The sequence below is a fragment of the Deinococcus sp. HSC-46F16 genome (assembly GCF_024171495.1).
Lineage (GTDB): Bacteria > Deinococcota > Deinococci > Deinococcales > Deinococcaceae > Deinococcus.
Genome location: NZ_JALJZW010000003.1, coordinates 342,083 through 368,940, shown reverse-complemented (window position 1 = coordinate 368,940; position 26,858 = coordinate 342,083). Strand labels below are relative to the sequence as shown.

26 protein-coding genes are annotated in these 26,858 nt (G+C 68.4%); 14 read left to right on the top strand and 12 right to left on the bottom strand.

Going from position 1 to position 26,858, the window contains the following annotated elements; translation table 11 throughout:
• Positions 1–273: 273 nt before the first annotated feature.
• The 6 genes from L1280_RS09185 to L1280_RS09160 are packed head-to-tail and all read left to right on the top strand — an operon-like array spanning position 274 to position 4,764.
• The gene (locus tag L1280_RS09185; protein WP_253581821.1) at positions 274–726 is read left to right on the top strand and encodes an acyl-CoA thioesterase; all 453 of its coding nucleotides are present in this window, start codon (positions 274–276) and stop codon (positions 724–726) included.
• Positions 716–940, top strand: a complete 225-nt coding sequence (locus L1280_RS09180; RefSeq protein WP_104992319.1) for a hypothetical protein — start codon at positions 716–718, stop codon at positions 938–940. Before L1280_RS09185 ends, L1280_RS09180 begins: the two co-directional genes overlap by 11 nt.
• A gap of 4 nt (positions 941–944) precedes the next feature.
• Positions 945–1,364, top strand: a complete 420-nt coding sequence (locus L1280_RS09175; protein ID WP_253581820.1) for a class Ib ribonucleoside-diphosphate reductase assembly flavoprotein NrdI — start codon at positions 945–947, stop codon at positions 1,362–1,364.
• Positions 1,343–3,430: a class 1b ribonucleoside-diphosphate reductase subunit alpha gene (gene nrdE / locus L1280_RS09170; RefSeq protein ID WP_253581819.1), complete on the top strand. Its 2,088-nt coding sequence runs from the start codon at positions 1,343–1,345 to the stop codon at positions 3,428–3,430. Before L1280_RS09175 ends, nrdE begins: the two co-directional genes overlap by 22 nt.
• 58 nt (positions 3,431–3,488) lie before the next feature.
• Positions 3,489–4,508, top strand: coding sequence for a ribonucleotide-diphosphate reductase subunit beta (locus L1280_RS09165; protein ID WP_253581818.1), 1,020 nt, complete (start codon positions 3,489–3,491; stop codon positions 4,506–4,508).
• Positions 4,501–4,764, top strand: coding sequence for a thioredoxin (locus tag L1280_RS09160; RefSeq protein ID WP_253581817.1), 264 nt, complete (start codon positions 4,501–4,503; stop codon positions 4,762–4,764). The genes L1280_RS09165 and L1280_RS09160 overlap by 8 nt, the downstream gene beginning before the upstream one ends.
• On the opposite strand, the gene L1280_RS09155 is transcribed toward L1280_RS09160, so the two are convergent.
• A complete protein-coding gene (locus L1280_RS09155) occupies positions 4,761–5,294 on the bottom strand; it encodes a CopD family protein (protein ID WP_253581816.1) in 534 nt (177 codons plus the stop codon). The two genes, L1280_RS09160 and L1280_RS09155, sit on opposite strands and share 4 nt — an antisense overlap.
• A gap of 340 nt (positions 5,295–5,634) precedes the next feature.
• Entirely contained in the window at positions 5,635–5,874 is a 240-nt protein-coding gene (locus tag L1280_RS09150; RefSeq protein WP_253581815.1) for a copper resistance protein CopC, read from the bottom strand.
• Between L1280_RS09150 and L1280_RS15700 the strand changes: the two genes are divergently transcribed.
• Complete coding sequence (locus L1280_RS15700; RefSeq protein ID WP_256488135.1) at positions 5,873–6,022, top strand: recombinase family protein; 150 nt, start codon at positions 5,873–5,875, stop codon at positions 6,020–6,022. The genes L1280_RS09150 and L1280_RS15700 overlap by 2 nt on opposite strands.
• Positions 6,023–6,527: 505 nt before the next feature.
• Complete coding sequence (locus tag L1280_RS09145) at positions 6,528–7,670, top strand: ATP-binding protein (protein WP_253581814.1); 1,143 nt, start codon at positions 6,528–6,530, stop codon at positions 7,668–7,670.
• A 15-nt stretch (positions 7,671–7,685) separates the two neighbouring features.
• Here L1280_RS09145 and L1280_RS09140 read toward each other — a convergent pair whose 3' ends face one another.
• Together L1280_RS09140 and L1280_RS09135 are read right to left on the bottom strand one after the other, a co-directional pair.
• Positions 7,686–11,339, bottom strand: coding sequence for a GAF domain-containing protein (locus L1280_RS09140; protein WP_253581813.1), 3,654 nt, complete (start codon positions 11,337–11,339; stop codon positions 7,686–7,688).
• 738 nt (positions 11,340–12,077) lie between these two features.
• Positions 12,078–12,479, bottom strand: coding sequence for a hypothetical protein (locus L1280_RS09135; protein ID WP_253581812.1), 402 nt, complete (start codon positions 12,477–12,479; stop codon positions 12,078–12,080).
• Between the two features lie 40 nt (positions 12,480–12,519).
• Between L1280_RS09135 and L1280_RS09130 the strand changes: the two genes are divergently transcribed.
• From L1280_RS09130 to L1280_RS09115, 4 genes are all read left to right on the top strand, one after another.
• Complete coding sequence (locus tag L1280_RS09130; protein ID WP_253581811.1) at positions 12,520–13,185, top strand: hypothetical protein; 666 nt, start codon at positions 12,520–12,522, stop codon at positions 13,183–13,185.
• 353 nt (positions 13,186–13,538) lie between these two features.
• Positions 13,539–14,696: a DUF3500 domain-containing protein gene (locus L1280_RS09125; RefSeq protein ID WP_253581810.1), complete on the top strand. Its 1,158-nt coding sequence runs from the start codon at positions 13,539–13,541 to the stop codon at positions 14,694–14,696.
• 9 nt (positions 14,697–14,705) lie between these two features.
• Positions 14,706–15,248 (top strand): hypothetical protein, encoded by a 543-nt coding sequence (locus tag L1280_RS09120; RefSeq protein WP_253581809.1) that lies wholly within the window; start codon positions 14,706–14,708, stop codon positions 15,246–15,248.
• Positions 15,245–16,327 (top strand): HupE/UreJ family protein, encoded by a 1,083-nt coding sequence (locus L1280_RS09115; protein WP_253581808.1) that lies wholly within the window; start codon positions 15,245–15,247, stop codon positions 16,325–16,327. Before L1280_RS09120 ends, L1280_RS09115 begins: the two co-directional genes overlap by 4 nt.
• 295 nt (positions 16,328–16,622) lie before the next feature.
• On the opposite strand, the gene tatA is transcribed toward L1280_RS09115, so the two are convergent.
• From tatA to L1280_RS09075, 8 genes are all read right to left on the bottom strand, one after another.
• Positions 16,623–16,805 carry a twin-arginine translocase TatA/TatE family subunit gene (gene tatA / locus L1280_RS09110; RefSeq protein WP_253581807.1) on the bottom strand — a complete coding sequence of 61 codons (183 nt, stop codon included), beginning with the start codon at positions 16,803–16,805 and terminating at the stop codon, positions 16,623–16,625.
• A gap of 27 nt (positions 16,806–16,832) precedes the next feature.
• Positions 16,833–17,714, bottom strand: a complete 882-nt coding sequence (locus L1280_RS09105) for an intradiol ring-cleavage dioxygenase (protein WP_253581806.1) — start codon at positions 17,712–17,714, stop codon at positions 16,833–16,835.
• A gap of 168 nt (positions 17,715–17,882) precedes the next feature.
• The gene (locus L1280_RS09100; protein ID WP_253581805.1) at positions 17,883–18,047 is read right to left on the bottom strand and encodes a hypothetical protein; all 165 of its coding nucleotides are present in this window, start codon (positions 18,045–18,047) and stop codon (positions 17,883–17,885) included.
• A 107-nt stretch (positions 18,048–18,154) separates the two neighbouring features.
• Positions 18,155–20,941 (bottom strand): GAF domain-containing protein, encoded by a 2,787-nt coding sequence (locus L1280_RS09095; RefSeq protein ID WP_253581804.1) that lies wholly within the window; start codon positions 20,939–20,941, stop codon positions 18,155–18,157.
• 130 nt (positions 20,942–21,071) lie between these two features.
• A complete protein-coding gene (locus tag L1280_RS09090) occupies positions 21,072–21,623 on the bottom strand; it encodes an inorganic diphosphatase (RefSeq protein WP_253581803.1) in 552 nt (183 codons plus the stop codon).
• Positions 21,624–21,725: 102 nt separating this feature from the next.
• A complete protein-coding gene (locus tag L1280_RS09085; RefSeq protein ID WP_253581802.1) occupies positions 21,726–22,454 on the bottom strand; it encodes an ATP-binding cassette domain-containing protein in 729 nt (242 codons plus the stop codon).
• Positions 22,451–24,229 carry an ATP-binding cassette domain-containing protein gene (locus L1280_RS09080; protein WP_253581801.1) on the bottom strand — a complete coding sequence of 593 codons (1,779 nt, stop codon included), beginning with the start codon at positions 24,227–24,229 and terminating at the stop codon, positions 22,451–22,453. The genes L1280_RS09085 and L1280_RS09080 overlap by 4 nt, the downstream gene beginning before the upstream one ends.
• Positions 24,226–25,275, bottom strand: a complete 1,050-nt coding sequence (locus tag L1280_RS09075; protein ID WP_253581800.1) for a branched-chain amino acid ABC transporter permease — start codon at positions 25,273–25,275, stop codon at positions 24,226–24,228. Before L1280_RS09075 ends, L1280_RS09080 begins: the two co-directional genes overlap by 4 nt.
• Positions 25,276–25,464: 189 nt before the next feature.
• On the opposite strand from L1280_RS09075, the gene L1280_RS09070 reads away from it, so the two are divergent.
• Both L1280_RS09070 and L1280_RS09065 read left to right on the top strand, forming a co-directional pair.
• A complete protein-coding gene (locus L1280_RS09070; RefSeq protein ID WP_253581799.1) occupies positions 25,465–26,382 on the top strand; it encodes an SPFH domain-containing protein in 918 nt (305 codons plus the stop codon).
• A 13-nt stretch (positions 26,383–26,395) separates the two neighbouring features.
• Positions 26,396–26,593 carry a hypothetical protein gene (locus L1280_RS09065; RefSeq protein WP_253581798.1) on the top strand — a complete coding sequence of 66 codons (198 nt, stop codon included), beginning with the start codon at positions 26,396–26,398 and terminating at the stop codon, positions 26,591–26,593.
• The last annotated feature ends 265 nt before the right edge of the window (positions 26,594–26,858 follow it).

The window sequence follows — 26,858 nt, the reverse complement described above, 5'->3', positions numbered from 1 at the left end:
GGAACCGAGGGAAGTCCGGTCACGCCCCCAAGCCGTGAAATGGGGGTTCAGTCCGGCACAGTCGCGCTACGGTCACAGTCCGAACGCTCGCCTCGCGGAGAACGTCTTCTCGCGTGCCCCCGCGTCAGGGGCGTCAGGCGGATCCATGCTGCAAAGTTAACCTTCAACCTCACGTGCCCTGGACGGGGTACGTCTTTTTTATTGGCATCTTTTGGCACCGGCCGCCTGCCGGTGCTGCCGTCATCCTTTGCCGCTTCCACTGGAGCCGACCTGATGACCGAATTGCCCGGCAGCCTGAATGCTGCTGCCATTCACCCGCTGTGCCCGCCCCACCTCGCCCCGAGCGAGACCCGGATCACGCACGTCGTGTTTCCAGGCACCACCAACCACCACGGCACCCTCTTTGGCGGAGAGGCACTGGCCTACATGGACAGCGCCGCCTTTATCGCGGCCACGCGGCACTGCCGCCGCAAGGTGGTGACCCGGCACCTGGGCGCGATGGAGTTCCGCCGCCCCATCCCGCAGGGCACCCTGGTTGAACTGATTGCCCGCGTCGTCGCCACCGGGCGCACGAGCATGACTGTGCGGGTGGACCTGTTGATCGAGCAGATGGACAGCCCGGCACGTGAGCTGGGCTGCACCGGCACCTTCGTTCTGGTGGCCCTGGGAGACGACGGCCAGCCCATAGGCGTGCCACCCTTGGAGGGCGCGACCGATGGCCGCTGACCACCCTTGGCCCCTGCTGCTGACCGGTGTGGCCCGTGGTCGGGGCGGCACAGCGATGATGCTCGAACTGCTGGCCGTGCTGCACGAACGGGACCTCCTGACTGAGGAGGACGTGCGGCGGGTGGTGAATGCGCTCGCCGCCGACATGCGGGCCTTCGACGCGGAACTCGGCCAGCCCGCTTCAGCGTTGCCCCCGGCACTCCTGAGGGGTTGACCCCATGCAACTGGTCTTCGACTCCCTGACCGGGAATGTGCGCCGTCTGGCCGGGCGGGTGGCCCGGCAGCTCGGCGGTCTGGAGGTGCTGGACCTTCGCCAGGGCGAGCCCAGGGGTAAGTTCCTGCTGCTGACGTACACCTTCCACCGGGGCGCGGTGCCCGACTCCACCCGCGCCTTTCTCGCCCGGCATCACCCCGACCTGCTGGGCGTGGTGGCGAGCGGCTCGTACCACTGGGGAGACCACTTCGCCCGCGCGGCGGACCTGATTGCCACGCAGTACCACGTGCCCGTCGTGGCGAAGGTGAACAAGAGCGGCACCGATGCCGACGTGACCCAGATTGCCCGGTGGGTGCTGGCCCACCAGCACGCCCCCTCCCCATTCACGCTTACGGAGAACGTATGGACCCCTGGACCGAACTGAACAACAAGGTGCTGGCTGGCACCCAGGTAGACACCCGGCACGACCTCGGCGCCTTGCAGGTCTTCTTTCAGGAGAGGGTCAACCCAAATACCGTCTTTTTCCACGACCTGAACGAGAAAATCCGCTACCTCACCGAGCAGGGCATCTGGGACGCCAGCGTCTTCGAGCGGTACACGCCGCAGGAGGTACAGGCGGTCTTTGACCGCGCCTACAGCTACAAGTTCCGCTTCCGGGCCTTCATGGGTGCCTACAAGTTCTACAGCGAGTACGCTGGCATGACCCCTGACCGCAGCCGGTGGCTGGAACGCTACGAGGACCGCATGGCTGTCACGGCGCTGGCCCGCTCGGAAACCGTCGGGGACGCCCTGGAACTCGTCCATCACCTGGTGACTCAGACCTTCACTCCAGCCACGCCGACGTTGATGAACAGCGGCAAAGCGAACACGGGCCGCCTGGTGAGCTGCTTTCTGCTTCAGGACTGCACCGACAACCTGAACTCCATCACCAAGACGCTGTCCTTTGTGGCGGAACTCAGCAAGGGGGGCGGCGGCATCGGGGTGGACCTCAGCAACCTGCGAGCCCGCGGCGAGAGCCTGCGGGGGATTCAGAACGTCACCAAGGGCGTGATGGGCGTGGCGAAGATGCTGGACCACATGCTTCGGTATGCCGATCAGGCGGGGCAGCGGCCGGGGGCCGGGGCGATCTACCTCAGCGTCATGCACGCCGACTTTCTGGACACCCTGAACGCCAAGAAGATCGCCACCGACGAGGACGCCCGGCTCAAGACCCTCTCCGTCGGAGCCACCATTCCCGACGTCTTCATGGAAAAGGTCTGCGCAGGCGAAGACATCTACCAGTTCTATCCCCACTCGCTGGCGCAGGAGACCGGACAGGACTTCACGGACATCGACTGGACGCGCGACTATCAGGCGCTCGCGGACAACCCGCGCGTCCGCAAGAAGCGTGTCTCGGCCCGGCGGGTGCTGGAGGACATCGCCCTCACCCAGGGGGAGAGCGGCTACCCCTACCTGCTGTTCGAAGGCAACGCCAACCGCGCCAACCCCATTCCGAACGTGGGCAGCATCAAGATGAGCAACCTCTGCTCGGAAATCCTCCAGCCCACCCTACCCAGCACTTTTCATGCCTACGGCCAGGAGCACAAAGACCGGATCGGCCTGGACGTGTCGTGTAACCTGGCCTCGCTGGTGATCGAGCAGGCCATGGACAGCCGTGACCTCGGGCGGGTGGTGGGCGCGGCGGTGCGGCTGCTGGACAACGTGGCCCGCTCGACCAGCGTGCATGAAGTTCCCGCTGTGAAAAAAGCCAACGACGAGATGCGCTCCATCGGCCTGGGGGCGATGGGACTGCACTCCTTCCTGGCAAAAAGCGAGATCGTGTACGGCAGCCCCGAGGCGCTGGAGTTCGTGGACGTGTTCTTTGCCGCCGCGCACTACCACGCCCGCAAAACCAGCATGGAGATTGCCCGCGACACTGGCTTCGTGTTCGAGGGATTCGGGGGCAGCCGCTACCAGAGCGGCGAGCACTTCGCGCAGTACCTGGAGCGCGATTTCCTGCCGCAAACGCCGGAGGTGACTGCACTGTTCGGGGGCCACACGTTGCCCACCCGTGAGGAGTGGCGCCAGCTCGTTCAGGACATCCGGCAGCACGGCCTCGCCCACTCCTTCGTGATGGCGGTGGCCCCCACTGGGAGCATCAGCTACGTGTCGCACGCCAGCGCCAGCCTGATGCCGATCACCGAGAAGGTCGAGACCCGCACCAGCAACAAGGCCCGCACCATCTACCCCATGCCGCACCTCAGTGAAACCACCGAGTGGTACTACGAGGAGGCCTACGACATGGATCAGCGCCGGGTGCTGGATACGGTCGCTGCCGCGCAGCGGCACGTGGATCAGGGCATCAGTTGCACCCTCTTCGTGCCGAGCACCGTCACCACCCGAACGCTGCAAAGTTACTACCTCTACGCCTATCGCCTGGGCATCAAAACCCTGTACTACACGCGTCTTCGCAAGACGGGCGTGCAGGACTGCCTGAGTTGCGTGGTCTGACCCCCCGGCGTCAACCTCCAGCCTGACCCACCCACACCTGCCCCTCCAGGAGCTTCCCATGTCCGATTCCCCGTTTTCAGCGACCAATTGGTCTGAGCCGGAAGACCACTTCTCCGCCACCTTCTACGAGAAATACACGTCTCAATTGTGGTTTCCCGACGAGATTCCCCTGACGAACGACGCGCTGGTCTGGCAGGCGCTGGGCGACGACGAGCGCTGGACCTATATCCATGCCTCGGCGGGCCTCAATGCGCTGGACACCTTGCAGGGCGAGGTGGGGATGCCCACGCTGCGCGGCCTGGCGGACGGCCACATCCGCAAGGCCACCCTGCAATTCCAGGGGATGATGGAGGACATTCACGCCCGCAGCTACAGCCTGATGAACAAGACCTTCCTGACGACCAGCCAGGAGCGCGAGGTGTTCGGGTGGGTGCGGACCCAGCCGCACCTGCAATTCAAAATAGGGTTCATCCAGGACGTGTTCGCCGATCCCGACGTGTCCCACGTGGGCCTGTGGAAGAAGCTGGTGGTGTCGTGCATGCTCGAGACGGCGCTCTTCTACAGCGGGTTTTTCTACCCCCTGTACCTCGCCGGGCAGGGCCGCATGGTGTCGACGGGTGAGATCTTCAACCTGATCATCCTGGACGAGGCGCTGCACGGGGTCTATGTGGCGCTGCTGGCTCAGGAACAGTTTGGGGCGATGAACGAGGCCGAGCAGGCTTACGCCAAAGCCTGGTACGCGGACACCCTGCACACCCTGTACCAGAACGAACTGGCGTACACGGACGTACTGTACGCCCGGCTCGACCTCACGGGCGAGGTGAGGCGCTTCATCCGCTTCAACTTCAACGTGCTCGCCGATAACCTGGGCCTGGAGCGCACCTTTCCCGACGAAGAGATTCATCCCGTGGTGCGCAACGGCATTCAGGCGCGGGGCACCACACATGACTTTTTCAGCGCCAAGGGCAGCAGCTACGCCAAGATCGGCGTGGAACCTCTAACGGATGGGGATATCGCGGAACTGTGGGGAGGCGGCTTCCCCGGTCAGTCAGCCAGTGGGCGGGTGTCGCATGACTGACCAGCCCTTCGTCCTGCTGACCCAGGACCACTGCCCCCAATGTGAGCGCCTGAAGCGGATGCTGGCTGGCCCCTTGAGGGGGCAGTTCTCCGGGCAGATCGAGATTGTGCATCGCCAGCAACACCCGGAGGAGTTTGAACACCTCACCCGGGAGCATGGCCTCCGGTCTACCCCCGCGCTGATTCACCGGCCCAGCGGTCAGGTCCTGCCCGGCCCGACGGGCCTGGGCGAGGTGCAACGCTTCCTGGGGCGCTAGGAGGCGTCATCACCTCTCGACCTTGGGACCGTGAGGGTCATCTCCTCATGCCCGGAGTGTCCGGGAGGCGCACTGTTCGCCAGGCCCGCCCTGATCCCCAGCACCAGCAGCAGTCGGCCCAGTTCCAGGCCCAGCGCTGCCCAGGGAGCAGCGGGGCGCGTCAGGAGACGCCGGACCCGCGCGGCGGCCAGCAGCACGGCGGCGAAGACCGCCAGCTTGACGAGCAGCAGCCGTCCGTACCCCGTCGCCGTCCACTGCGCCAGCGGCCCGGCGTGCTCCAGCCCCATCCACAGCCCACTCAGCGCCAGGGCGGCGACGCTGAGCAGCGCCACCGGCGTGAAGGCCCGCCCGGCGGCCGTCCAGCTCCGGGGTCGCCCCACCAGCCGCCCCACCCCGCCCACCCACAGGCCCATTCCCCCGACGTGCAGCGCGTGGGCCAGCCGCAACCCCACGCCGCCGTGCTCCGCCCCGTGCCCCTGGCCCGCGATGCCCCAGACGGTGAGTCCGGTCGCGAGTCCGGTGACGCCCAAGCGCCACCACCGGGGCCAGCCTCCTGTCTGGGCGGCCAGCCCAGCACAGTGGTAAGCGCCGCCCGCCCCACCCCGGTGTCGGTCAGGGAGGCCAGCACATCCCCGGGAGCCGTGAAACCCAGGGTCGCCAGCGTCCCCCCCACGCTCAGCCCCAGGCCCAGCAGGATCATCCGGGCGCCGACGCTCCACCACGCTCCCCAACCTCCCGGCGGGGTCACCCCGCCCAGGCGGCCCCGCAGCGCGGCCCCGCCGAAGAGGAGCGCAAGGCCCACAAAAACCAGAGAGCTGGCAACCGCTGGAATCACGGTGCCCGCCGCCCTGAGGGAAGGGCGCTGTTCACTTAGCCTCCAGCAGGTGGCACACCCTGAAGGCGCCCGATCCGGTCCTTCAGCTCGATGACGCGCTGGCCGCTGACCGGGTGCCCGTCTTCCGAGAGCAGCCTCCACGCCATTACATAGTCGCCAGGTTTGAGGCCAGGCTTGAGGGTCAGAGTGAGGCGGGCAGCCAGCGTCCGGGCGATCACCGGTGTGCTGACCAGTTCCGGCGCGGCCGCCTCGAAGTCCAGGGCCATCGCCGACATGCGGAAGGTCGCCGCCTCCGCGGGGGCGCTTCGGCGCCAAGGTCTGAGTCTTCGGGCAGTAGCCGCTCAGCTCGAGGCCCATGGCTTCAAGACTCGCCGAGGTGGACCGTGGAGTGCGGTTCAGGTCAAACGCGTGCTGGACCGATAAAAACCGGTTCAATCTGAACCGGGTGCATGATTTGACAAAGGCTGAATACCGCTCTATATTTAGGAAATCAAGGCGGCCCCTGGGTCGCCTTCTTCGTCTGAGATTCTCTGAGAAGACCGAGACGGACTGGACCTGAGCGGCCAGAAGCCCAGCACCATTTCCTGCCGGGAAAGCCCCGAGTAGAACAGGTGTTGGTCGACGCTTCTGGGCGGGCATGTCCTCAGGCCAGGACGAAGGGAGACGCCCACCTTCCATAAAACGGGCGTGCGAGCGGGCATCATGTTGGCCCCAGACGGGTTCGAGTCCCGTCACCCGCACCACACGAGGGAGAAAGCCACAGACGGCTTTCTCCCTCTTTCGTCACGTTATCCGCGACCACAGGGTCAGACAAGTGGGGGGCACCAGGTGTTCCCTTGGTAGACTGTGGCCATCCCGACCGTCTCTCTTTCTCCTCCGCTCTGACCGCCCAGCGGTGAGTCTGCGACCTTCTCCGTGGGGTAAGAACATGCTCGATGATCTGTCTCCTGCGCCTCATGCCCCATCGCCAGCATCCCAGGGCCGAGACCCTCTGCTGTTCGAGCAGGTCCCGGTCGCCTTCCTGCTGCTGGATCCGGCGGGAACCATCCGGGACGCGAACCGGCGGGCGGGGGCGGACCTGGGCTTGCCGTGCGCTCGCCTGCGGGGCCGCCCTCTGGCCGCGTTCACGCCGCCCGAACAGGCCAGCACGGTCAGGGTGCTGCTGAGGCAGGTGTTCAGCCAGGCTGGACCCGCGCGGGCCGAGTTGCCGCTCCTGCGCCCGGACGGCACGACCTTCCACGCCGGGGTCGAGGCGGAAGCGGACGGCGACGTGTGCCGCCTGGTGTTCACGGACCTCAGCGCGGCCCGGGCCGCGCACGAAGAGCTGCTGCGCGTCCAGCACACCCTGGAACGTCAGGTGGAACGGCACGCGGCGGAGGTGCAGGAGGTCACCCAGGAGCTGGAAGGCTTCGTGACCGCCGTGATGCAGGAGCTGGACGGCCCGCTGAGGCATATCCGGGCCTTTGCGAAACCGCTGCACGGCCAAGCCGAGATGACCGCCGAGGAGCGGGCCCAGGCTGCGGGCCGAGTCCTGGACGCCACTGACTGGCTGGAGATGCGCCTGCGTGCCCTGTCGCTCTTCTCCAACGCGAGTCGGCAACGGCTGAAATTCGTGGCGGTGGACCTGAACCGGGTGCTCCCGGTCGTGGTCAAGAAGTTGGCCCCGGACCTGGCCGCACGATCGGTGCAGTTGACCCACGACGTCCTGCCCATCGTGCGTGGGGATATGGGCGCACTGCAGATGGTCTTCACCCAGCTTCTGACCAATGCGCTGAAGGCGACCCGGACCCGTGACGCTGCCCGGATTCACGTGGGGATCAGGCCGTTGGAGCGTGGGGTCGCGGTCTTCGTCGAGGACAACGGAATCGGCTTCAACATGCGCTACCGGGACCGGCTCTTTACTCCCTTCGGCCGATTGCACCGGGAGGAGGACTTCGGGGGACCTGGCCTGGGACTGGCGCTGGTGCGCCGCCTCGTCTCCCGGCAGGGGGGACAGGTGTGGGCCGAGGGCCGACCCGGACAGGGCGCCACCTTCTGGCTGGCCCTGCCCCACCACGCGGAAGAGCCGTAAGCTGAGCAGGCAGTCTCAGCCTCCCCGCTCCTCCCGAAAGAGGGCTTCGAGCTCGCTGACGGCTTCGTCGCGGGGAAAGGCGAGGACGACCTTCCCTCCATTCAGGCTGGACTCCGCCCAGGCCCAGCCGCCGTGGCGGGCCAGGATGCGCCGCACCTGGATCAGCCCACTGCCGGCGAGCAGCGGGACTGACTGCTCGGTTCGCACGGACAGGTCGAACAGGGTGGCGGCCTCCTCGCCGCTCAGACCGGTGCCGTCGTCGCGAACCGTCACCCACACCTCGCCCTCGACCTCCTGGCTGCCCACGTCCACGTACCGCGCACCTCGGGTTTCACTCAGCGTGAAGGTCAGCAGCACCTCCAGGGCCTGTTTCAGCAGCGCCCGGTCCGCCCGCACGATCGGGAGCGGCTCGATCAACCACTGCACCCGGCGGCCTTGCGCCGCGCCTGCGCGGACCTCCTCAAACAGCTCGCCCAGCGGGAGCAGCCCTCGGTTCAGGTGCTGGTCTTCCAGCCGCGCGAGTTCGCGCAGATCCTCCGAAACTCCTCGCAGCCGGGCGAGCTCGTCTTCCAGGAGGGAAGGGTCATGGGGGGACAGCTCCGTGAGCAGGTCCTCCTTGCGGCCGGGGTCCAGAAACTGGCTGAGGTAGCCCACCGGGGCCTCGAGGTTGCGGGCGGTGCGGATGATCAGGGCACCCAGCTCGGCATTGAGATCGGCGAGGCGGCGGGTACGCTCCTCCACCCGCTCCTCCAGCGTGGCGTTCAGCGCCCGCACCTCCTCTTCCGCCCGTTTGCGCTCGGTGATGTCGTAGGACACGGCCAGGGCCGCGGAAATGTTCCCCGCCGCATTCCTGAGCGCGACACCCCGGGTAATGAACGTGCGGCCGTGCGCCGTGTGCTTGTAGTCGAAGCCCTCGCCCGCGAGGGCCTGACGGTACAGCGCCTCGTACTCGGCAGCGAGTTCAGGCGCCAGGGTCTGCCCGACGGTGCGGCCCACGAGGTCTTCGGGAGTCAGGCCAATGGTGGCCAAGGCTTCGCCCTGCGCCAGCACGTACCGCAGGTCGTGATCGACCACGAAGACCGCGCCGCCCGGCAGGTGCTCGATCAGCGCCCTCAGGCGACCTTCGGACTGGACCAACGCTTCCTCGGCGCGGGCGCGCTCGACGGCGGCCCAGGTTCGCTCTGCCGTCTCCTCCGCCAGCGCGATCTCCGTCGCGTTCCAGCACCGCGGTGCGTCCTGGACGAGGAACAACGCCGCCTGGAGCTTCCCGCCCTTGACCAGCGGCACGTCCACCCAGGCCGCCACCCCGTGCGCGAGGCAATAGTCCCGCTCCGCCGCGGGGATCGTGCCGTCCGCCACGTCCTCGACGACCCAGGTCCGCCCTTCGCGGAAGCGCTCGTCGGTGGAGCGGAAGTTCTCGATCGGGTAGCGCCCGACGAGGCTCGGGAGGCCCGGCGCAGCGTAGTCACGCCGGATCTCGACGTCGTCCGTCCCGGGTGGCCATTCCGCGTAGTAGGCCCGGCTGGCGCCCAATCCTTCCCCCAGCAGCCGCGTGGCGGCGCCGATGATCTCGACGGGATCCGCGAGCGGCCGCAGCACGTCGCTCAGCCTCAGCAGGAACGCCTGGCGCTCCTCCGAGGCGCGCAAGACCTCCTCGGCCCGCGCACGTTCAATGGCGGCCCAGGTACGTTCGGCCACCTCCTCCAGCAACGTCCGCTCGCCGTCGGTCCAGCCCCGCGGCGTGGCCATGGCGGCCGCGAGCGCCCAGACGACGTGGCGCGGCCCCTTTCGGATCGGCGCCACCACCAGGGCGCGCAGGTGAAGCCCGGCCAGCAGTTCCTTCTCGAGGTCCGAAAAGCGCCCATCGCCGTCCGCATCCCGAACGACCATCGGCTCAGTCGCGAGCTGCCGCATCGTTTCGGGATACTCCGACAGCCGGAAGACCCCTGACATCGGCGCAAGGTCCGGGCGACGGTGCTCCGGGCCGACCGTGGAAAAGCCCTGCTCTCCGAAGACCTCGCTGATATAGCAGCGGTCGAGGCGCAGGTGTTCGGCCACCATGCGCGTGGCAAAGGCGCCGATGGTTTCTGGATCCGTTTGCGCTCGGAGGCCATCGTTGAGCCTCAGCAGGAAGGCCTGTCGCTCCCCGCTCTCGTGAATATGAGTCTCGGCGCGGACCTTCTCCACGGCCACCCAGATCCGCTCTGCCGTCTCGCGAATCAGTTCCATCTCCAGGTCCGTCCAGGCGTGAGGATGCCTGTCGTGCACGGCCAGGATGGCGACGAGTTTGCCGCCTCGCAGTAGCGGAATGCCTGCTCCCGCCCGGATTCCATAGACGCCGTAAGCCTCGCGCTCTTCGGTCGTGGGCCGTGGGTCGGTCAGTAGGTCATCACTCCGGAACGGCCGCCCGGCCTTGAAATCCTCGGCCACGAAACGGCCGAACTGATCGATGCGGTACTTCAGGTCCAAGAGCGGGAGGCCGTCGGCGTAACCGATCCCGTCCGCGCTGTAATACTCGCCGCTGGGGTCGACTTCGTGATACTGGGCGCGGCTGACGCCAAGACGCGTGCCGAGCCTGTGCATGGCGGCGGCCTTGATGTCGTTCGGCGCCGTCAAGCGTTGCAGGATGTCGCTGAGCCCCAGCAGGAACGTCTGCCGCTCCTCCGAAGCGCGCAACGCTTCCTCCGCCTGCTTGCGCTCGGTGATGTCCGTGAAGAGCACCGCGACCCGACGGCTCCCCTCGCCACCCAGGCGAAAGATGTTCAGGTCGAAGGTCCGGCCCAGCATCAATTCGCTTTCCTCGACCCGGACCGACTCACCGGTGTCCACCGCCCGGCCGTACAGCTCGGCCCAGCGCGGGTTGGGCGTGCCCAGCAGCTCGGTGGCTGTACGCCCGACCGGGTACGGCATCCCGGTATGACGCATGAACGCGGCGTTGACCTCCAGGAACCGGAAGTCCGTCCAGCGCCCCGCCGCATCCTTCAGCACCTCGACGACCGTGTAGGCCTCGTCCATCTGCTCGAAGAGGGCGCGGTACTTCTCCTCGTTGGCCCGCAGCGTCTGCTCGGCTTGAACTGCCGCAGCCTCGGGGGGTCCTTTGCCCGTCAGGAGGTCGGTCACGGTGCGGCCGAGTTCGCCGGGTGGCACCACCCGGTCGGCTGCTTCGGCCACCACACGCGGCCGCTTGGCACGGGCCGCCTGCTCAACCAGCACCGTCCCCCCCACGCCCCGCAAGGCCCGCGCACCGGTGACGCCGTCACCCTCCAGCTCCGTCAGTATGGCGGCCAGTGTGCGGGCGCCGGAACTCACGGCCAGGGAGGCCAGCAACCGGTCCAGCGGGCGTTCCGAGGGCAGGTCGCCTTGCGGCAGCGTGACCGCGCAGCACCCCCCTGGGCGGACCTCCAGCACCGTCTGCGGCGGGGCCACGTAGACGCAGCCCGGTTGAAGCACCATGCCGTCCTTAGCCCAGAGAGTTGGATGCGGGAGGTGGCGCCCAAGCACTTCTGCCGCCGGAACCTCCCCAGTCGGGGGCGGCCCGATCAGGACTGCGGCGGGGAGGTCGGTGGACAGGTCGGCCAGCACCGCTGAGACGGCGTCCAGTCCATCGGCCGGAGGCAGGAGGACCAGCACGTCGAAGAGGGCGGCGGTGGAGCCGGGGTGGGCAGGCATAACTGGGATGCAGTGTAAAGACGCCTGGGCTGGAGACAGTGTGCGCTGGCGTTCAGGGACCTCCACGAAAATCGAGGAAGAGTCTTCAGTGCGGTGATCACCCGTGTGCGGTGCTTGGGATCATTGGGGAGGGAGGCGGACTTGAGCGGCCCAGGGTGGATCACCGGGTCAAAGGGCCTTGTGCGTGTTCTCATGCTTGAGCAAGATCAGGGCAAGCCAACTTGAACAACACTCCATGTGCTGGCCGCCCTGGGGACGCAGAATCTCAGGCGCTGGGCAAGGGAGGCGTCCACCTTGGAAAAAACGGACGTGCCAGCGGGGCAGCGGCAGGCCCCAGACTGGTTCGAGTCCAGTCCCCCGCACCCTGATCGGAGGTGGCCCTGTAGGGGCCACCTTTCTCTGCCGCGTCCCTGCTCTAAGGTGGGTTTACCGAACCATGGTTGCCGCTCCTGAGGTGATGCGATCGGCGCAGCACCCGCTTCTGCCTGAAGGTGCCCATATGACCCGTCCCGAATCTTCCCCCGAGCAGCAGATCGCCGAGTTGCAGCAGCAGGTCGAGATTCTGAAAGACAATCTCCAGGCTCAGCAGCGCACCGTAACCCTGTTCAGCGAGGCGCCAGCCCGGGCTGGACGACTGGGCGGCGCTGGCGAATACCTCAGTACCTCAGGCTGCTCCAGAGAAGGGGAATTCAAGCGTTGGGTGTACCCCAAGTGGACGTACGTCCCCTCGTCGGAGCTTTATAGGCCAGGAATCTGCTCGGGCAGTCGGCGGGGTCTCCACAGGAACATCCGCCACGCGAAGGCCAACGCCAGCACTATCACGCACGCTACGCCGGGAAGCTCCCCGGTTGCCGTTGCCCGACCCAGTGACGCCCCAGCCGACATGCAGCACAGCAGGTTCCCCAGGCCCAGCGGTCGCCCGTGAATCCCCCCGACCACGTTGCCCCGCCACCACCAGTTGATGACGCCCAGGCCGAGCAACCCGCTTGTGGCGAGCTGTGCCAGCGCCTCACCCGCCGCCGACGGCGCACCGATCCAGGCCGCCGTCACATCTGCGGCGAACAGCAGGGGCAGACCGAGCGCGAACAGCAGCGCGGCAGTTGCGGTCAAGAGCCAGCGTCCGGCAGCGTCCTGGGGCATGCGGGCACCTCAACTTGCCGTGCAAGACAAACTGGAAAGTATGCCCTACCGCGTCCACAGTGCCCTTCAGGCGGACCTGCTCACGAATCGCGCATGGCTGCGTCTGCTCGACGCGTTCACGCCCGAGGCGCGGGGCATCGCCGACGCCGCCCGCGTGCTCGGCGTGACGACCGAGTGGCTGTTCAAGCGCGTCCGGCGCCTGGAACGCGCCGGACTGCTCACCGTGCATGAGATCCGGCCCCGGACAGGCCGCGCGGTACAGCCGCACCGCGCGGCCTCTGACACCTTCTTCGTGCCGTTCTCGCTGGTACCGCCCGAGACCGTCGGTCGGCACAACCGCGCGCAGCACCTCGAGCTGTTCGGGCCGGCGATTGGGCGGGCGTTCCAGCGCGCACCGTTCGACGAGCACGGGTGGGGCTTCGTCACGGCCCGTGCGCCCAGCGACGACGTGTTCTTCCGGATCATGCGGGAGGATGGCGTGCTGTGGGTTGACCTGGGCGAGGCCGCGCCGGTCATGGTGAGCGGTTGGCACCTGCTGCATCTCTCGCCGGGGGACGCACGTGAGCTTCAGGGGGAGCTGCGTGCGCTCCATGAACGGTACGCGGGTCGCGCGGGCGAGGTGCCGTTCCTGCTGGGCATCTTCCTGGCCGACACCTCGAACGTCCCTGGGCTGGAGCACACACGCGACGACCACAGCGACGCCTGAGGGTCAGGACAAAGGCGTCAGTTGGTATACCTCCTATACCTCCGGCTGACCGTCAGAAGCCTGAAGTGCCGCTTTTCCTCACTGAGAACCTGTAGAACGGCAGGAGACAGGGCTGTACAACAGCCGACTATATGCCACCACATTGCGGCGGCGACCGACGTCCCCACCTCTTTAGGGTTCCTACACACCCTCTGAACATCTGTTTCGGACACTTGCTTCAGCGAGTGGGTCCTGCTGCCCAGCCTCAACGACCAGCTCTATGGCCTTCAAATCGCCCACTGCGCTGCCCAGAGCCCTGGCCCACCGCACGTTCAGAGAGGTGTTCCATGCATACTCAACCCAAAGTTAGGCTGTTGACTGGTCTTCTTACGGTCTCCCTGGCCGCCACGGCCCTGTACGGCCTCTCCATCGCATCTGCCGGAGGCGCCGGGGCACCGACGGCGGCCACGACACCCACCGCCGATTCCCAAAGTGTCCGGGCGGTCAATGCCGCTAACGCCTTTCTCAGCACGTTGACGTCGGCGCAACGGCAGAAGGTGCTGTTCGCGTGGACGGACGACGCGCAGCGGCAGCGCTGGAGCAACCTTCCTACCGGACTCTTTCAACGTGCCGGACTCCGCTACGGCGACCTGTCGGCGGCGCAGCGCACGGCCCTGATGACCCTCCTCGGCACTGTTCTGAGCCCAGACGGGCTCAAGATGGTGCGCGAGCAGATGGCCGCCGATGAGGTGCTCAAGACCACGGACAGCGGCGGGCCGGGGGCAGCGGGCGGTACGCCGCCCACCGGCACTCCCCCGAACGGAGGCACGCCTCCGTCTGGCGGGACTCCCCCGAGTGGCGGCCCAGGAGGGCAACTGATTTTCGGCAGCGACGAGTACTATGTGTCCTTCCTCGGCACGCCCAGCACCTCGTCCCCATGGACGCTGCAATACGGCGGGCACCACCTCGCGATCAACGCCACGGTGGTCGGGCCAAACATCACCCTCGCCCCCAGCCTCACCGGCGGGCAGCCCATCCAGGCCACTGTCAACGGCAAAACCACCACCATCGTCACGCAGGTGCCCGAGGAAGTTCAGGACGCCTCTGCACTGCTCTCCAGCCTGAATGCCGCCCAGCGGGCGCAGGCCGTGCGCGGCACAGGCCGCATCGACCTCGTCCTCGGCCCTGGGCAGGATGGCAAGACGCTTCAGCCCGAGGGGCTACCGGGCAGCGCGATGACGGCGGCGCAGAGGGCGCGGCTGCTCACCCTGATTCGCGAGCGCGTCGAGATTCTCAACCCGGACGACGCGGCGGCGAAGCTGCGCGAGATTGAGCGGAACCTGAACAGTACGTACTTCGCCTGGTTCGGTCCGACGACGAGCGAGGGCGCGGGCAACGCGTACTGGCGCGTGACCGGCCCGACCGTAACCATCGAGTTCAGCCCACAGTCGATGGGCGGGGAACTCTCGAACCACCTGCACAACATGTACCGCGAGCCCGGCAACGACTACGGCGCGGCCTGGACGAAGTGAGGCCCTGAGGTGAAGAGGGTGGCCCTCTGCGTCCTTCCGGCGCTCGTCGTCGGCTCTGCCCTGGCGCACCCGGTGGACGAGGTCGTGCAGGGCGCGTACCTCACCCTCGCGCCCGGCAAGGTCGCGCTCGAGTTGAATGTCACGCCCGGCGCGGAGGTTGCAGGCGCGGTCCTCAAGGGTCTGGACCCCAACGGGGACGGGAAGGTCACGGACGGTGAAGCGCGGAGGTATGCCAGGACGGTGCTCTCGCAGTCGACCCTCAAGGTTGATGGGAAGGGCGCTGCGTGGACGCTCGACCGGGTGCAGGTCCCACCTGTCAGGGTCCTGAGGCTCGGTGGGGGCATCCTGAAGATCTACGCGAGCGCGAAGCGGGCCGACCGCTTGGGCACCCGGACCCTCTTCTACAAGAACCGTTACCAACCCGCGCGGACGCAACGGACCGCAAACGTCTTCCTTCAACCGTCTGGCAACTGGCAGTTCCAGGTCGCCGCGCAGACCCGCACGGACGACGGCCGCGCCCTCACGGTGACGTACACGCAGCGGCGCTCATGACGCTCGCCCGGCGCCTCATCGCGGTCCCGCTGGCCCTGACCTGCTGGGCGGGTGCGCACGAGATCACCTTCAGCCGGGTGGACATCCATCTCGACTCCACGTCAACCCGGATCACGGCGACCCTCCCCGTGGCGGCGCTGCTCCACGAGCAACCGTCTCCGCTTCCGACGGGCACCTCTGAGGTGACGCTGAGCCAGAATCCCTTGCCCCAGGACATCCAGGCGCCGCTTCGGTCGCTGCTCACCGCACGGTTGCGGCTCTGGACGGATGCACAGGCGTTACCCATTGAAGTCCAGGCCGTGGAGGCCGCCGGGCAGGACGTGCGCTTCACCGCCACCGCTCCGACCGTGACCGGCCCCCTGAGGGTTGAGACGAATCTCTTCCCGGAGGACACGCTGCACAAGGCGTTCGTGAGCGTCTACCGCGACGACGCCTTGGCCGGACAGTACGCCCTCGACCGGCAGGACACGTCGTTCACCCTGGCCGGGCAGGCGCGGCCTCTCGGAGAGGTGATCCTGACGTTCTTCCGCGAGGGGGTGCGGCACATCTTCATCGGGCCGGACCACATCCTGTTCGTCCTTGCGCTGATCTTGCTGGGTGGGCGGATCGGAACGCAGGTCAAGGTCATCACGGCGTTTACGGTGGCGCACAGTGTCACGCTGGTGCTTGCGACGCTGGGGCTGATGGTGTTGCCGTCGCGCCTGGTGGAGAGCGTGATCGCATTGAGCATCGTCGTGGTCGGGCTACATGATCTGCGGCAGTTGCGGGGCGGGGCGGGTCACGGGCGCGACCCCCGCGTGCTGTTCGCGTTCGGATTTGGGCTGGTCCACGGCTTCGGGTTCGCGAGCGTGCTTTCGGAACTGGAACTGCCCCGGGAGGCGCTGGGCTGGTCGCTCGCGGCGTTCAATGTAGGCGTGGAGGTGGGGCAGGTGCTCATCGTGCTGCTCGCGGCTCCACTCCTATTGTCTCTGCGTCGCCTCGCGCCGCCGCGTGTGACGCAGGCGTTGCTGCTTATGACGGCAGGTGTGGTGGTGCTGACGGGCAGCGTGTGGTTCACGCAGCGGGCCCTTGGTCTCTAAAAGGGGTCAAGCCCACCCTGACCATGAGCCCTGCCCGCGTCAACACGGTCGTGGCCGTGCTGGGTGGGGAACAGCTCTCCGGGCTGGGCTGGCCTCTGTGGTCCTGCTGGTGCCCCTCCACAAGACGGGAGCCAGTGCCGGGGGCATCACCCTGATCCAGCACGCGTTTGACCTTGTCTTTTCAGCATCAAGGCGGCCGCTTGGCCGCCTTCTTGATTCTTCCTGCGCGGAGGAGTGGGCTCGGGAGTCGTCTGATCTGAGCTGCCCTGCTGGCCCCCAGGCCAGCGTGGCCGTATCAGCGCTGTTCTTCCTGGCTGAGCACAGGAGGTTCCAAGTCCCGCTTCACTTCGCGCGTGCTGGAGCGGAACTCACGGAGGCCCTGCCCCAGCCCTTTGCCCAGTTCCGGCAGCTTCTTGGGGCCGAAGATCAGCGCGGCGATGAGCACGACGAGAAAGATCTCCACCGGTCCAAAGGTCATGGTGTCCTCCCGTGGGGGCGCAGGGCGTCAGCGGGTGAGGCCGACGGTCAGGGCAGCGGCATACCCGGCGGACGGGCTGCCAGTGATGGCGGCCATCTGACTGCTGTGGCCATCGCTGAACACGTTGTCGCGGGCCAGCGAGATGCTGTTCAGGTTGCGCACGCTGGCCGAGTACCCGGTGGTGGCGTAGACCTCGCGGCAGGTGGCCTCGGGCAGGGCGAGCTGTGAGGTCTGGATCTTGTTGCCCGCGGTGGTCGCCGACGCCAGGGTCGGGTAGACCTCGAAGTGGATGTGCGGCCAGCGACCCATGTAGCAGCCGGGAAAGATGGTCGTGAAGGTGACCGTCCCGTCCGGACCGGCGGCCTGCACACCGCGCAAGTAGTCCTCGCCCACCGTGGCCGGGCTGTACATCGAGTAGTTGCCGTCCTGGGTGCAGTGCCACAGGTAGACCGCGTACCCGGCCAGGGGAGCACAACTCGCGTTCACATTGACCAGGCGCAGGGTGAGGGTCAGGGGAACGCCTGCCGCCACGTGGCCGGTGCCCAGACTCGTGCGCAGGTCCGGGCGGACGATGCCCGAACGGGTCAGCACATTGAGGGACTGGCCCGAGGCCGCCGAGCCGTCGGCAGGGTATGGCCCGGCCGTTTCCGAGGGAATGGCGGCCGGGCAGGTGTCCGTGCCTGCGCCTCCCCCAGTGCTGGTCCCCGTACCGGGGGTGGACCCGAGGGCGCCCGCGCCGCACCCCACCAGCACGCCGATGCCCAGCAGGCCCAGGCTCAGGACCCGGCGGCGGTCCATGACGGGACGCGCGAGCATGTTCATGTCGGCGTTCAGTCCGAGGTCGTTGAAGTCGTCGTGGTGGTCATGGTCGTCTGCGGGGTAGGGCCGGATGATGCGGGACTCGCTCATGGGGACAGCCTCCTGTAGGGTGGCTCGGCTGTGGCGCCGCGCTCTGGGAGGAACGGTAAGGCTCACCTGTGAGGAAGTTTTTTAGATCTGGCGAGCTCCCCGTGCAGGCCAGGGGCTGGCGAGGGGCAAAGCCTGGTTGGCTGCTGAAGAAGGCACCCGCGACCCCGCTCACTTGGGCACTTCCCTCGCCTTGACACGGAGAGAGCGGGCGCCGACCACCTTGACCCCGGCAGCCTCAAAGGCCGCTCGGGCTTCCCCTGCCGAGGTGTATGGTCCCATCGCCGCCACGATGACCGCCGGGATGACGCCGCCGCTGGCCCTCTTCTTCGCCACGCTCAGTCCCGGGCCACTGCTCCCCACCCTGCGGGAGGGATCGGCCCGGTACAGGCGGCCGAACACGTGGGGCTGATGCTCCGGGGCGATCCCGCGCCGATTCAGCGCTACCTGGGCAGCGTGAACCCGAAGGTCGCGCCCTGCCCCAGTTGCGCGGATGCCCAGACCCGGCCTTCATGTCGGGTGACGATGCGCCGTACGTTCGCCAGCCCTACCCCCGTGCCCTCGAACTCTTCATGTCGGTGCAGCCGCTGAAACACGCCGAACAGCCGGTCCGCGTACCGCGGGTCGAAGCCCACGCCGTTGTCCCGCACGAAGATCGCCCATTCCCCCGGACGGTCCTCTGCCCACACCTCGATCCGGGTCACCTCCCGGGTCCGGGTGTACTTCAGTGCGTTCGAAAGCAGGTTGAGCATCACCTGCCGCAGGGTGTGCGGGTCGCCCTTCACCAGCGGCAGGGGCGAGATCACCCACTCGACCTGCCGGTCGGGCACGTCCGCTTCCAGTTCCGCCCGCACCGTCCTCACGAGCTTCTCCAGGTCTACCACCCCGATTTGCAAAGGCAGCCGGGAGGTGCGCGATAGGTCCAGCATGGCGTCGATGAGGATGTTCATTCGCTCCGTCGCCTCGCCCACGATCCCCAGGTAGCGGGCCGCCTTGGCATCCAGACTGTCGCCGAGGTGCTTGCGCAGCAGGTCGGTGAAGCTCCCGATGTGCCGCACGGGGGTGCGCAGGTCGTGCGAGACGCTGTACGCGAACGCCTCAAGTTCCTCATTGGCGACTTCCAGCTTGCGGCGCTCCTCGGCCAGCCGGGCCACGCCCTGCGCCCGCTCCAGGGCGAGTCCCAGACTGCGCACGACCGTCTCCAGCACGACCTGTTCCGTCGGCGTCCAGGGACGTGGGTCGAACAGGACCGTTCCGAACACGCCCACCGGCTCGCCGTTGACCAGCACGGGGAGGGTGGCGAGCGTGCCGACGTGCTGGACCAGGCCCGGGTCGATGTCGGCGTCCTTGGCGTACTCGTCCTGATACCAGGGCTGCCGGGTCGTCCACGGCACCGTGAGGCTCGGGGTGGTGTCCAAGGGGAAGCCAGCAGCCGTGGCCACCTGCAAGCCGGGGTCAAGCACCGTCCCGGTCTGCACCTTCAGGCGCCAGCGTCCCCCTTCAGGCTCGAAGTACTGGGCGTACCCTCCGGGCAGAAGTGACCGCACGACCTCCTGCCCACGCCGGATCAGGGCCGAGGCGTCCGTCTGCATCGCCAAATCCCGAGTGAGGTCGGCAAAGCCTTCCAGCGCCCGGGTCCGGGCGGCCAGTTCCGCGTTCTGCTCGGCCAGGCGCCGGGTCTGCTCGGCGCGCTCCAGCGCAAGGGCCAGGCCCCGGCCGACGGCCCGCACCAGGCCCTGGTCGCGCCCGCTCCACTGCCGGGTGTCCTTGAGCCCGACCGACAGCACGCTCCTCACCTCACCGCCGTCCAGCAGGGGGTAGTTGGCGACCGTCCTGTACTCCCCGGTGGACTCCAGGCCCTCCCGCGCTGCGTCCCAGGCGTCGGTGAAGACCGCCTGCCGGGCCTGGAGCACGCGGGCGAACATCGGCGTCTCGTCTGGCAGGCCCGCCTGCAGGAGGGCGGCGACGTCCTCACGCACGTCCTCGCTCCACACCCGGGCCTTCCACAGCCCCCCCTCCCGCTCGTAGTACCCGACGCTGGCGTCCGCGAAGCGGGCCCGCAGGACGGCGATGGCCTGCCGCGCCAGGGCCAGCACATCCGTCTCGGTGCCGACCGCCTCGGTAAAGGCCGCGAACGCTGCCTGGGCGCGGGCGTCCTCCTCGATTTGCCGGGTGCGCTCCTCGGCGTCCTGCTGGGCCTGGGCGCGTTCCAGGGCCAGTGTGAGGCTGCGGCCCACCGACCGGAAGACGCTGCGCTCCCGCTCCGTCCAGGCCGAGGTGTGCAGCGAGCCGATGGTCAGCAGGCCGCACGGCCTGCCCTGCTGGAAGTACGGGTACAGCGCGGCGGCCGTGTACATCCCGGTGACCTCAGCCCCCTCCCGCTTCCCGTCCCACCCGTCCACGAACACCGCGTCACGCTCCAAAAAAGGCCGCGCGAAGCTGGGAAGCTCGGCGGAAAAGCCCATCCAGGCGGCCGCGACCACCTGCGGCGGGGTGTCCCCGGAGAACAACGCGCCCTTCCAGCGGCCATTCTCCAGCTCCGAGTAGCCCACGTGCACGCCGAGGAGGTCGCGCAGCACGGCCCCCGCCTCTTCCACGAGGGCGCGGGTATCCATGAGGTGGGTCGAGGCCTCAGTGAAGTGCGCGAAGGCCGCCAGAGCGGTGCGTTCCTCCTCCAGGTTGGCGGTGCGCTCCCGCACGCGCCGTTCGAGGTCGCGGTCCAAGCGGAGGCGGCCCAGGGCAAAGGCCCCCAGGGTGCTCAGGGCACGCAGGAAGCGCTGCTCCTCGGGCATGGACCCACGCGGCGCGTGGAACTCGAGGACGATGACGCCCAGGGGGGCGTCCCCGAGGACCATGGGCACCCGGAGGGTGGTCGGCGTCTCCAGGCCCGGGTAGGCCCGGGGCAGGTCGCCCCGAGACCCGGAAGACAGCGGCTCGCGCCGCCCCAGCGCGGCCACCGCGGGCGAGTTGCCGTTCAGGGCTCCGTCTTGCCGGAGGGTGTGGGCACCCCCCTCGTCCCCCCGAGTGGCCGCGAGGTGCAGGCGCTCGCCGGTCTCGTCCACCAGGAAGACCGCACCCGCGTTGGCCCCCAGGGCTTCGAGGGCGGGGGTCAGGACCTCCCGGCACACGTCCTGCGGGGTACGGGCGGCCGCCAGAGTCTCGGTGACGGTGTAGAGCCGCTCACTGAGCGTGTGCGGCGGCGTGTGGAGCGTCTCAGGGGGGCTGGACACCCGGTCAGGATACCCAAGCCAAACGGGGCAGGACGTTCAAGGGGACCGGAGGGTCCGTCCTCCTCCCGAAACGAGGGGGCGTGATGGCCGGAGCGGCGGCCTTCGCCTGCATCGACGGCCGAGCCCCGCTTCAGCGCGGGCGCGGCGCGGGGGGCCCCGGAAAGGCCGCCGCGTACCGTTCCAGCCCCCGCCGCACCGACGCCTCGGCCTCCTGCCGCCCGCCGATGTGGGCCACCCGCACGTCCCGCTGGAGCTGGTCCTGATACACCTCGAAAAACCACTTGAAACGCTCCTGGTCGTGCCCCGGCAGGTCCCCGAAGGTGTGGAAGGCCTCGCAGGACGGGTCGTCCACATGCACGCAGATCAGCTTGTCGTCGATCTGCCCCCGGTCTTCGAGCTTGACCACCCCAATGGGCCGCGCCCGCAGCACCGCGAGCGGCACGACCGGGTTCTGCATGACCACCAGCGCGTCCAGCGGGTCGCCGTCCTCGTCCAGCGTGCGCGGCACGAAGCCGTAATGCGCCGGATAGGGCACGGGCGGCGTCAGGATGCGGTTGACCGCCAGCACGCCATATTCGCGGTCGAGTTCGTACTTGGTGGTGTCCCCGCGCGGAACCTCGACCACCACGCGCAGCAGGGCGGGCGGGTTCTCTCCGGGGGGCAGGTCGTGCCAGGGGTGCATGGGTGGAAGGATAGCGGTCAGCTTCCAGCCGCCGGCTTCCAGCTTGGCCGGAGCGAAGGCCTCTGCTTCTACTGGCCGCTGGCCGCTGGAAGCTGGCGGCCCCTACCCTCCCAGGTAGCTCGCCCCCAATGTCTCGTCGCGGGCCAGTTCGTGCGCGGGGCCGCTCAGCCGCACCTGCCCGGTTTCCAGCACGTACCCCTCGTCGCTGATGGCGAGGGAAGCGCGGGCATTCTGCTCCACCAACAGCACGGTCACGCCCTCGTCGCGCAACCCCTGCACGATGCGGAGGATGTCGCGCACGATCAGCGGCGCGAGGCCGAGGCTGGGTTCGTCCAGCAGCAGCAACCGGGGCCGCGCCATCAGTGCCCGGCCGATCGCCAGCATCTGCTGCTCACCGCCCGAGAGGGTGCCCGCGAGCTGGCGGCGGCGCTCCGCGAGGCGCGGAAAGCGGGCATACACGCCGTCCAAGTCGCCCCGCCACCCGCCCCGCCGCCGGGTATAGGCCCCAAGTTGCAGGTTGTCGGCCACCGTCATGGACGCGAAGAGGTCCCGGCGCTCGGGCACCAGCGTGATGCCCCGCGCCACCCGTGCCTCCAGTGGCACCCCGCGCAGGGATTCGCCCGCGTACAGCACCTCGCCCGCCGAGGGCGTCAGCACCCCCATCACCGAGTTCATCAGCGTGGTCTTCCCTGCCCCGTTCGCCCCGATCACGCTCACGATGTGCCCGGCGGGAACCTCGACACTCACGCCGCCCAGGGCCTCCACCCGGCCATAGCGGGTGTGCAGGCCGCGCACTTCCAGCAGCGGTGTTCCAGAGGGCCGGGCCGTCACGCGACCTCCTCCCCACTCACGTCCACACCCAGGTACGCCTCGCGCACGGCCGGGTGGGCGCGGATCTCGGCGGGCGTGCCTTCGGCCAGCTTCTCCCCGTAGTTCATGACCACCAGCCGGTCCACCAGCCCCATCACGAGGTCCATGTCGTGCTCGACGAGCAGCACCGTCACCCCCTCGGCCCGCAGCCGCCGCAGCAGGTCGGCCAGGTCCATCTTCTCGCCGTAGCGCAGCCCGGCGGCGGGTTCGTCCAGCAGCAGCAGCGTAGGGTCGGCCACCAGCGCCCGCGCGACCTCCAGGACCCGCTGCTGCCCCAGCGCGAGGTTCCCGGCGGGGGTGTGCGCCAGTTCGCCCAGTCCCACCCGCTCCAGTTGCCGCAGCGCCTCGTGTTGCAGGGCCGCTTCCTCCCCCCGCTCCAGGTGCAGCAGGCTCGCCAGCATCCCCGCCCGGCCCCGCGCGTAGCCGCCCATCATCGCGTTTTGAAGCAGGGACAGCTCGGGCAGGAGATGCACGTGCTGGAAGGTGCGAGCCAGTCCCAGCCGGTGAATCTGCCCTGCGCTCAGCCGGGTGATGTCGCGGCCCATGAATGAAACCCGCCCCGACGTGGCCGGATTCACCCCGGTCACGAGGTTGAACATGGTGCTCTTGCCCGCGCCGTTCGGCCCGATCAGGCCCAGGATTTCCCCTGCCCGCAGCTCGAAGGACACGTCGTTCACCGCCCGCAGGCCGCCGAACTGCTTGACCGCGTGCTCGACCGACAAGAGCGGCGTGCCTGGCGCGGGCTTCTCGCGGGCGGGGAGGCGGCCCCGTTCGGGGAGCAGGCGCACCGGGGCTTGCGGCAGCACCCGTTCCAGCAGCGGCCACAACCCCCGCCGCGCGAATTGCAGGGTCAGGATGACCAGCACGCCGAACACGATCACCTCGAAGTTGCCCTGCGCCCCGATCAGGCCCGGCAGCGCGTCCCGCAGCCACTCGCGCAGCCCGGTGATCAGCCCCGACCCCAGCAGCGCTCCCCACACGTAGCCGGAGCCGCCCACGACCGCCATGAACAGGTACTCGATTCCCGCCTGAAGGCTGAAGGGCGTGGGGTTCACGAAGCGCTGGCTGTGGGCGTAGAGCCACCCCGCCAGTCCCGCCATGAGTGCCGCGAGCACGAACACCTGTACCCGCAGCCGGAAAGCATTCACGCCGAAGGCTTCGGCCACCAGCGGCCCGCTCCGCAGCGCCCGCATCGCCCGCCCGGTGCGGCTGGAGAGCAGGAACTGGGCGCCCAGCCCGGTCAACCCCAGGGCGAGCAGGGCAAGATACGCGAAGGTGCGCGGTGAGGTGAGGTCCAGGCCGAAAAAGGACAGCGCCGGGATGTTCGTCAGCCCGGTAAAGCCCCCCAGCGCGGGCGTGTTGCCGAAGACGTAATACAGGCTCATGCCCCAGGCGATGGTCGCCAGCGGGAGGTAATGCCCCTGCATCCGCAGCGTGAGCAGCCCCAGCAGCCACGCGATCAAACCTGTGACCACCAGCCCCGCAGGAAGCGCCAGCCACGGACTCCACCCCGCCTGGGTCGTCAGGATCGCCGTCGTGTACGCCCCCGCCCCCATAAAGGCCGCCTGCCCGAAGGAGGTCAGCCCCACGATGCCCGTGAGCAGCACCAGTCCCACGGCCACGGTCGCAAAAATCAGGATGTTGACGAGCAGCGTGACCTGAAAGAGCGGGAGAATCAGCGGCAGCACGAGCGCCAGGGCCACCGCGACCACCGACAGGACGAACCGCGCGTTCATTCCTCATCCTCCGGGATGTGGCGGGTGGTCAGACTGCGCCACAGCAGCACGGGCAGGATCAGCGTGAACACGATGACCTCCTTCCAGGCCGAGAGGCTGAAGGACGCGAAGCTCTCGATCAGGCCGACGAGCAGCGCCCCCGCCGCCGCGAGCGGGTAACTGACCAGGCCGCCGATAATCGCCCCGATAAATCCCTTGAGGCCGATCAGGAAGCCCGAGTCGTAGTTCATCGCCACGCTGGGGCCGATCATCATGCCGCCGACCGCCCCGATCAGCGCCGCCAGCGTGAAGGTCAGCGCCCCCGCCGACGCCGGACTGATCCCCACCAGCCGCGCCCCCAGGCGGTTGACGGCGGTGGCCCGCAGCGCCTTGCCCGCCATCGTGCGCTCGAAGAAGAAGAACAGCCCCAGCATCAGCCCCGCCGAGAGCAGAATCACCAGCAGGCTCTGGTTGCTCAGGGTGACCTGCCCCAGCGTGAGGTTGCCCCCCGCGAAGGGCGGCGTGCGCGACCCCTCCGGCCCGAAGAAGACCAGGGCCAGCCCCGTCAGCGCGAGGTGCAGCGCCACCGACGCGATCAGCAGGACGAGGACGGTCGCGTCCCGCAGCGGCTGGTACACCGTGCGGTAGAGCAGCGGGCCGAGCGGGGCGACCAGCGCCAGCGTCAGCAGCGCCTGTGCCCACAGCGGCCAGCCCAGCGGCGCGGCCCACGCGGTCAGCGCCCACACCGCCGCCCCCACCCCGGCAGCCCCGGCGAGCGTGAGCAGCCCCCGGCCCGCCTGCCCACGCCGCGCCTGCGAGACGGCTTCCATCACCGCCGCGAGGGCGAGCAGCCCCAGCAGCAGCCAGAGGGTGCCCGGCACGCGCCCCAGTTGCAGCGAGGCCAGCGTCAGCGTGCCGAACACCACGAACTCGCCCTGCGGAATGAACACCACCCGCGTCACGGCGAACACCAGCACCAGCGCGAGCGCGAGCAGCGCGTAGACGGCCCCGTTGGTCAGCCCGTCGGCAGCCAGGATGGGAAAGATGGCGGGGTCAAAGATGTCCATAGCACGGCTCCATGCGGCACTCCTGCGGAAGGAAAGGGAAGCTTGGGAGGGAACCTTCAGGCGTCCTTCAGATTGTGGAGGCCTTCACGATAGAGGCTGACGCACCCCCCAGCAACCGACCGGCTGGACAGTATCGATGTGATATCATCCTGATACGCACCGATCCTTCCCCGGTGCCTGGAGGTTGCCATGAGTGAACTGGAAAGAGCCCCGGCCACCGTCGGTCCCGCTGGGGGCGTCTCCCCTATCCCCGGCGTGGCGAGCGCCGAGCGCCCCGCCTTCGGGCTGCCGGGGATTCCCGCCGTGCTGCTGTGGTTGATTTTCGCGGGCCTCGCCGCATGGCTGGGACTCGGTCTGGCCCTGGTCGTCCCGGCCGTCGTGCTGGGCGTGCTGCTGCTGATCGCGCTGGGGGGCTTTTTCATCGTGCAGCCCAACCAGGCCAGCGTGATCACCCTCTTCGGGCGGTACGTGGGCACCGAGCGGCGCAACGGCTTTTACTGGACCAACCCGCTGACGGTGCGCCGGAATGTCTCGCTGCGGATTCGCAACTTCAACTCCGAGCGGCTCAAGGTCAACGACCAGGCCGGGAATCCCATCGAGATCGCTGCCGTGATCGTATGGCGGGTGGTGGATACCGCCCGCGCGGTCTTCGACGTGGAGGACTATTCCGAGTTCGTCGCCATCCAGTCCGAAACCGCCCTGCGCCACCTCGCCGCCGGGTACCCCTACGACGACTACGACGGCCGCACCCTCTCGCTGCGCGGCAACCCGGATGAGGTGTCCGAGGCGCTGGGCCGCGAACTCGACACCCGGCTGCGGCACGCGGGGGTGGAGGTCCTCGAGGCGCGGCTCTCGCACCTCGCCTACTCGCCCGAGATCGCGGGCGCGATGCTCCAGCGCCAGCAGGCCAGCGCGATCATCGCGGCGCGGCAGCAGATCGTGCAGGGCGCGGTCGGCATGGTCGAGATGGCCCTGCGCGAGTTGTCCGAACAGGAGATCGTCCACCTCGACGAGGAGCGCAAGGCGCAGATGGTCAGCAACCTGCTCGTCGTGCTGACCAGCGAGCGCGGCACCCAGCCTGTCGTCAACGCGGGCAGCCTGTACTAACGGGGGCCGCCGCATGCCCGCCCGCCCGAAGAAGAATTTCCCGCTGCGCATCAGCCCCGACCTCTACGCCGCCTTAGAGCGCTGGGCCGCCGACGACCTGCGCTCGGTCAACGCCCAGATCGAGTTCCTGCTGACCCAGAGCGTGCGTCAGGCCGGACGCCTCAAGCCGCCCCCGGAGGTCGAAGACGCCCCGGCCTCCACCAACGATTGACCCCCACCGCCGCCCGCTTGCCCAGGGGCGGCGGTGCCGTGCGGCTGGCCTGGCGACCCGGCCCCCCATCTCCCCCGCCCCGATGCGGCATACTGCCGGGGTTTGTCTGTGCCGTCGGCTTCCCTGGCAGAACAGACCCTTTTCGCAGGCAGACCTCCCATGGGCGCGGAGAGCCAGCCCCCTCCTCCCTGAGAGGACGGGCTGAAGCGTTCCCCTCTACCTCCCCGGCGCCCCTCTCCAGCGCCGCGCCGCGCCCCCAGCCTCT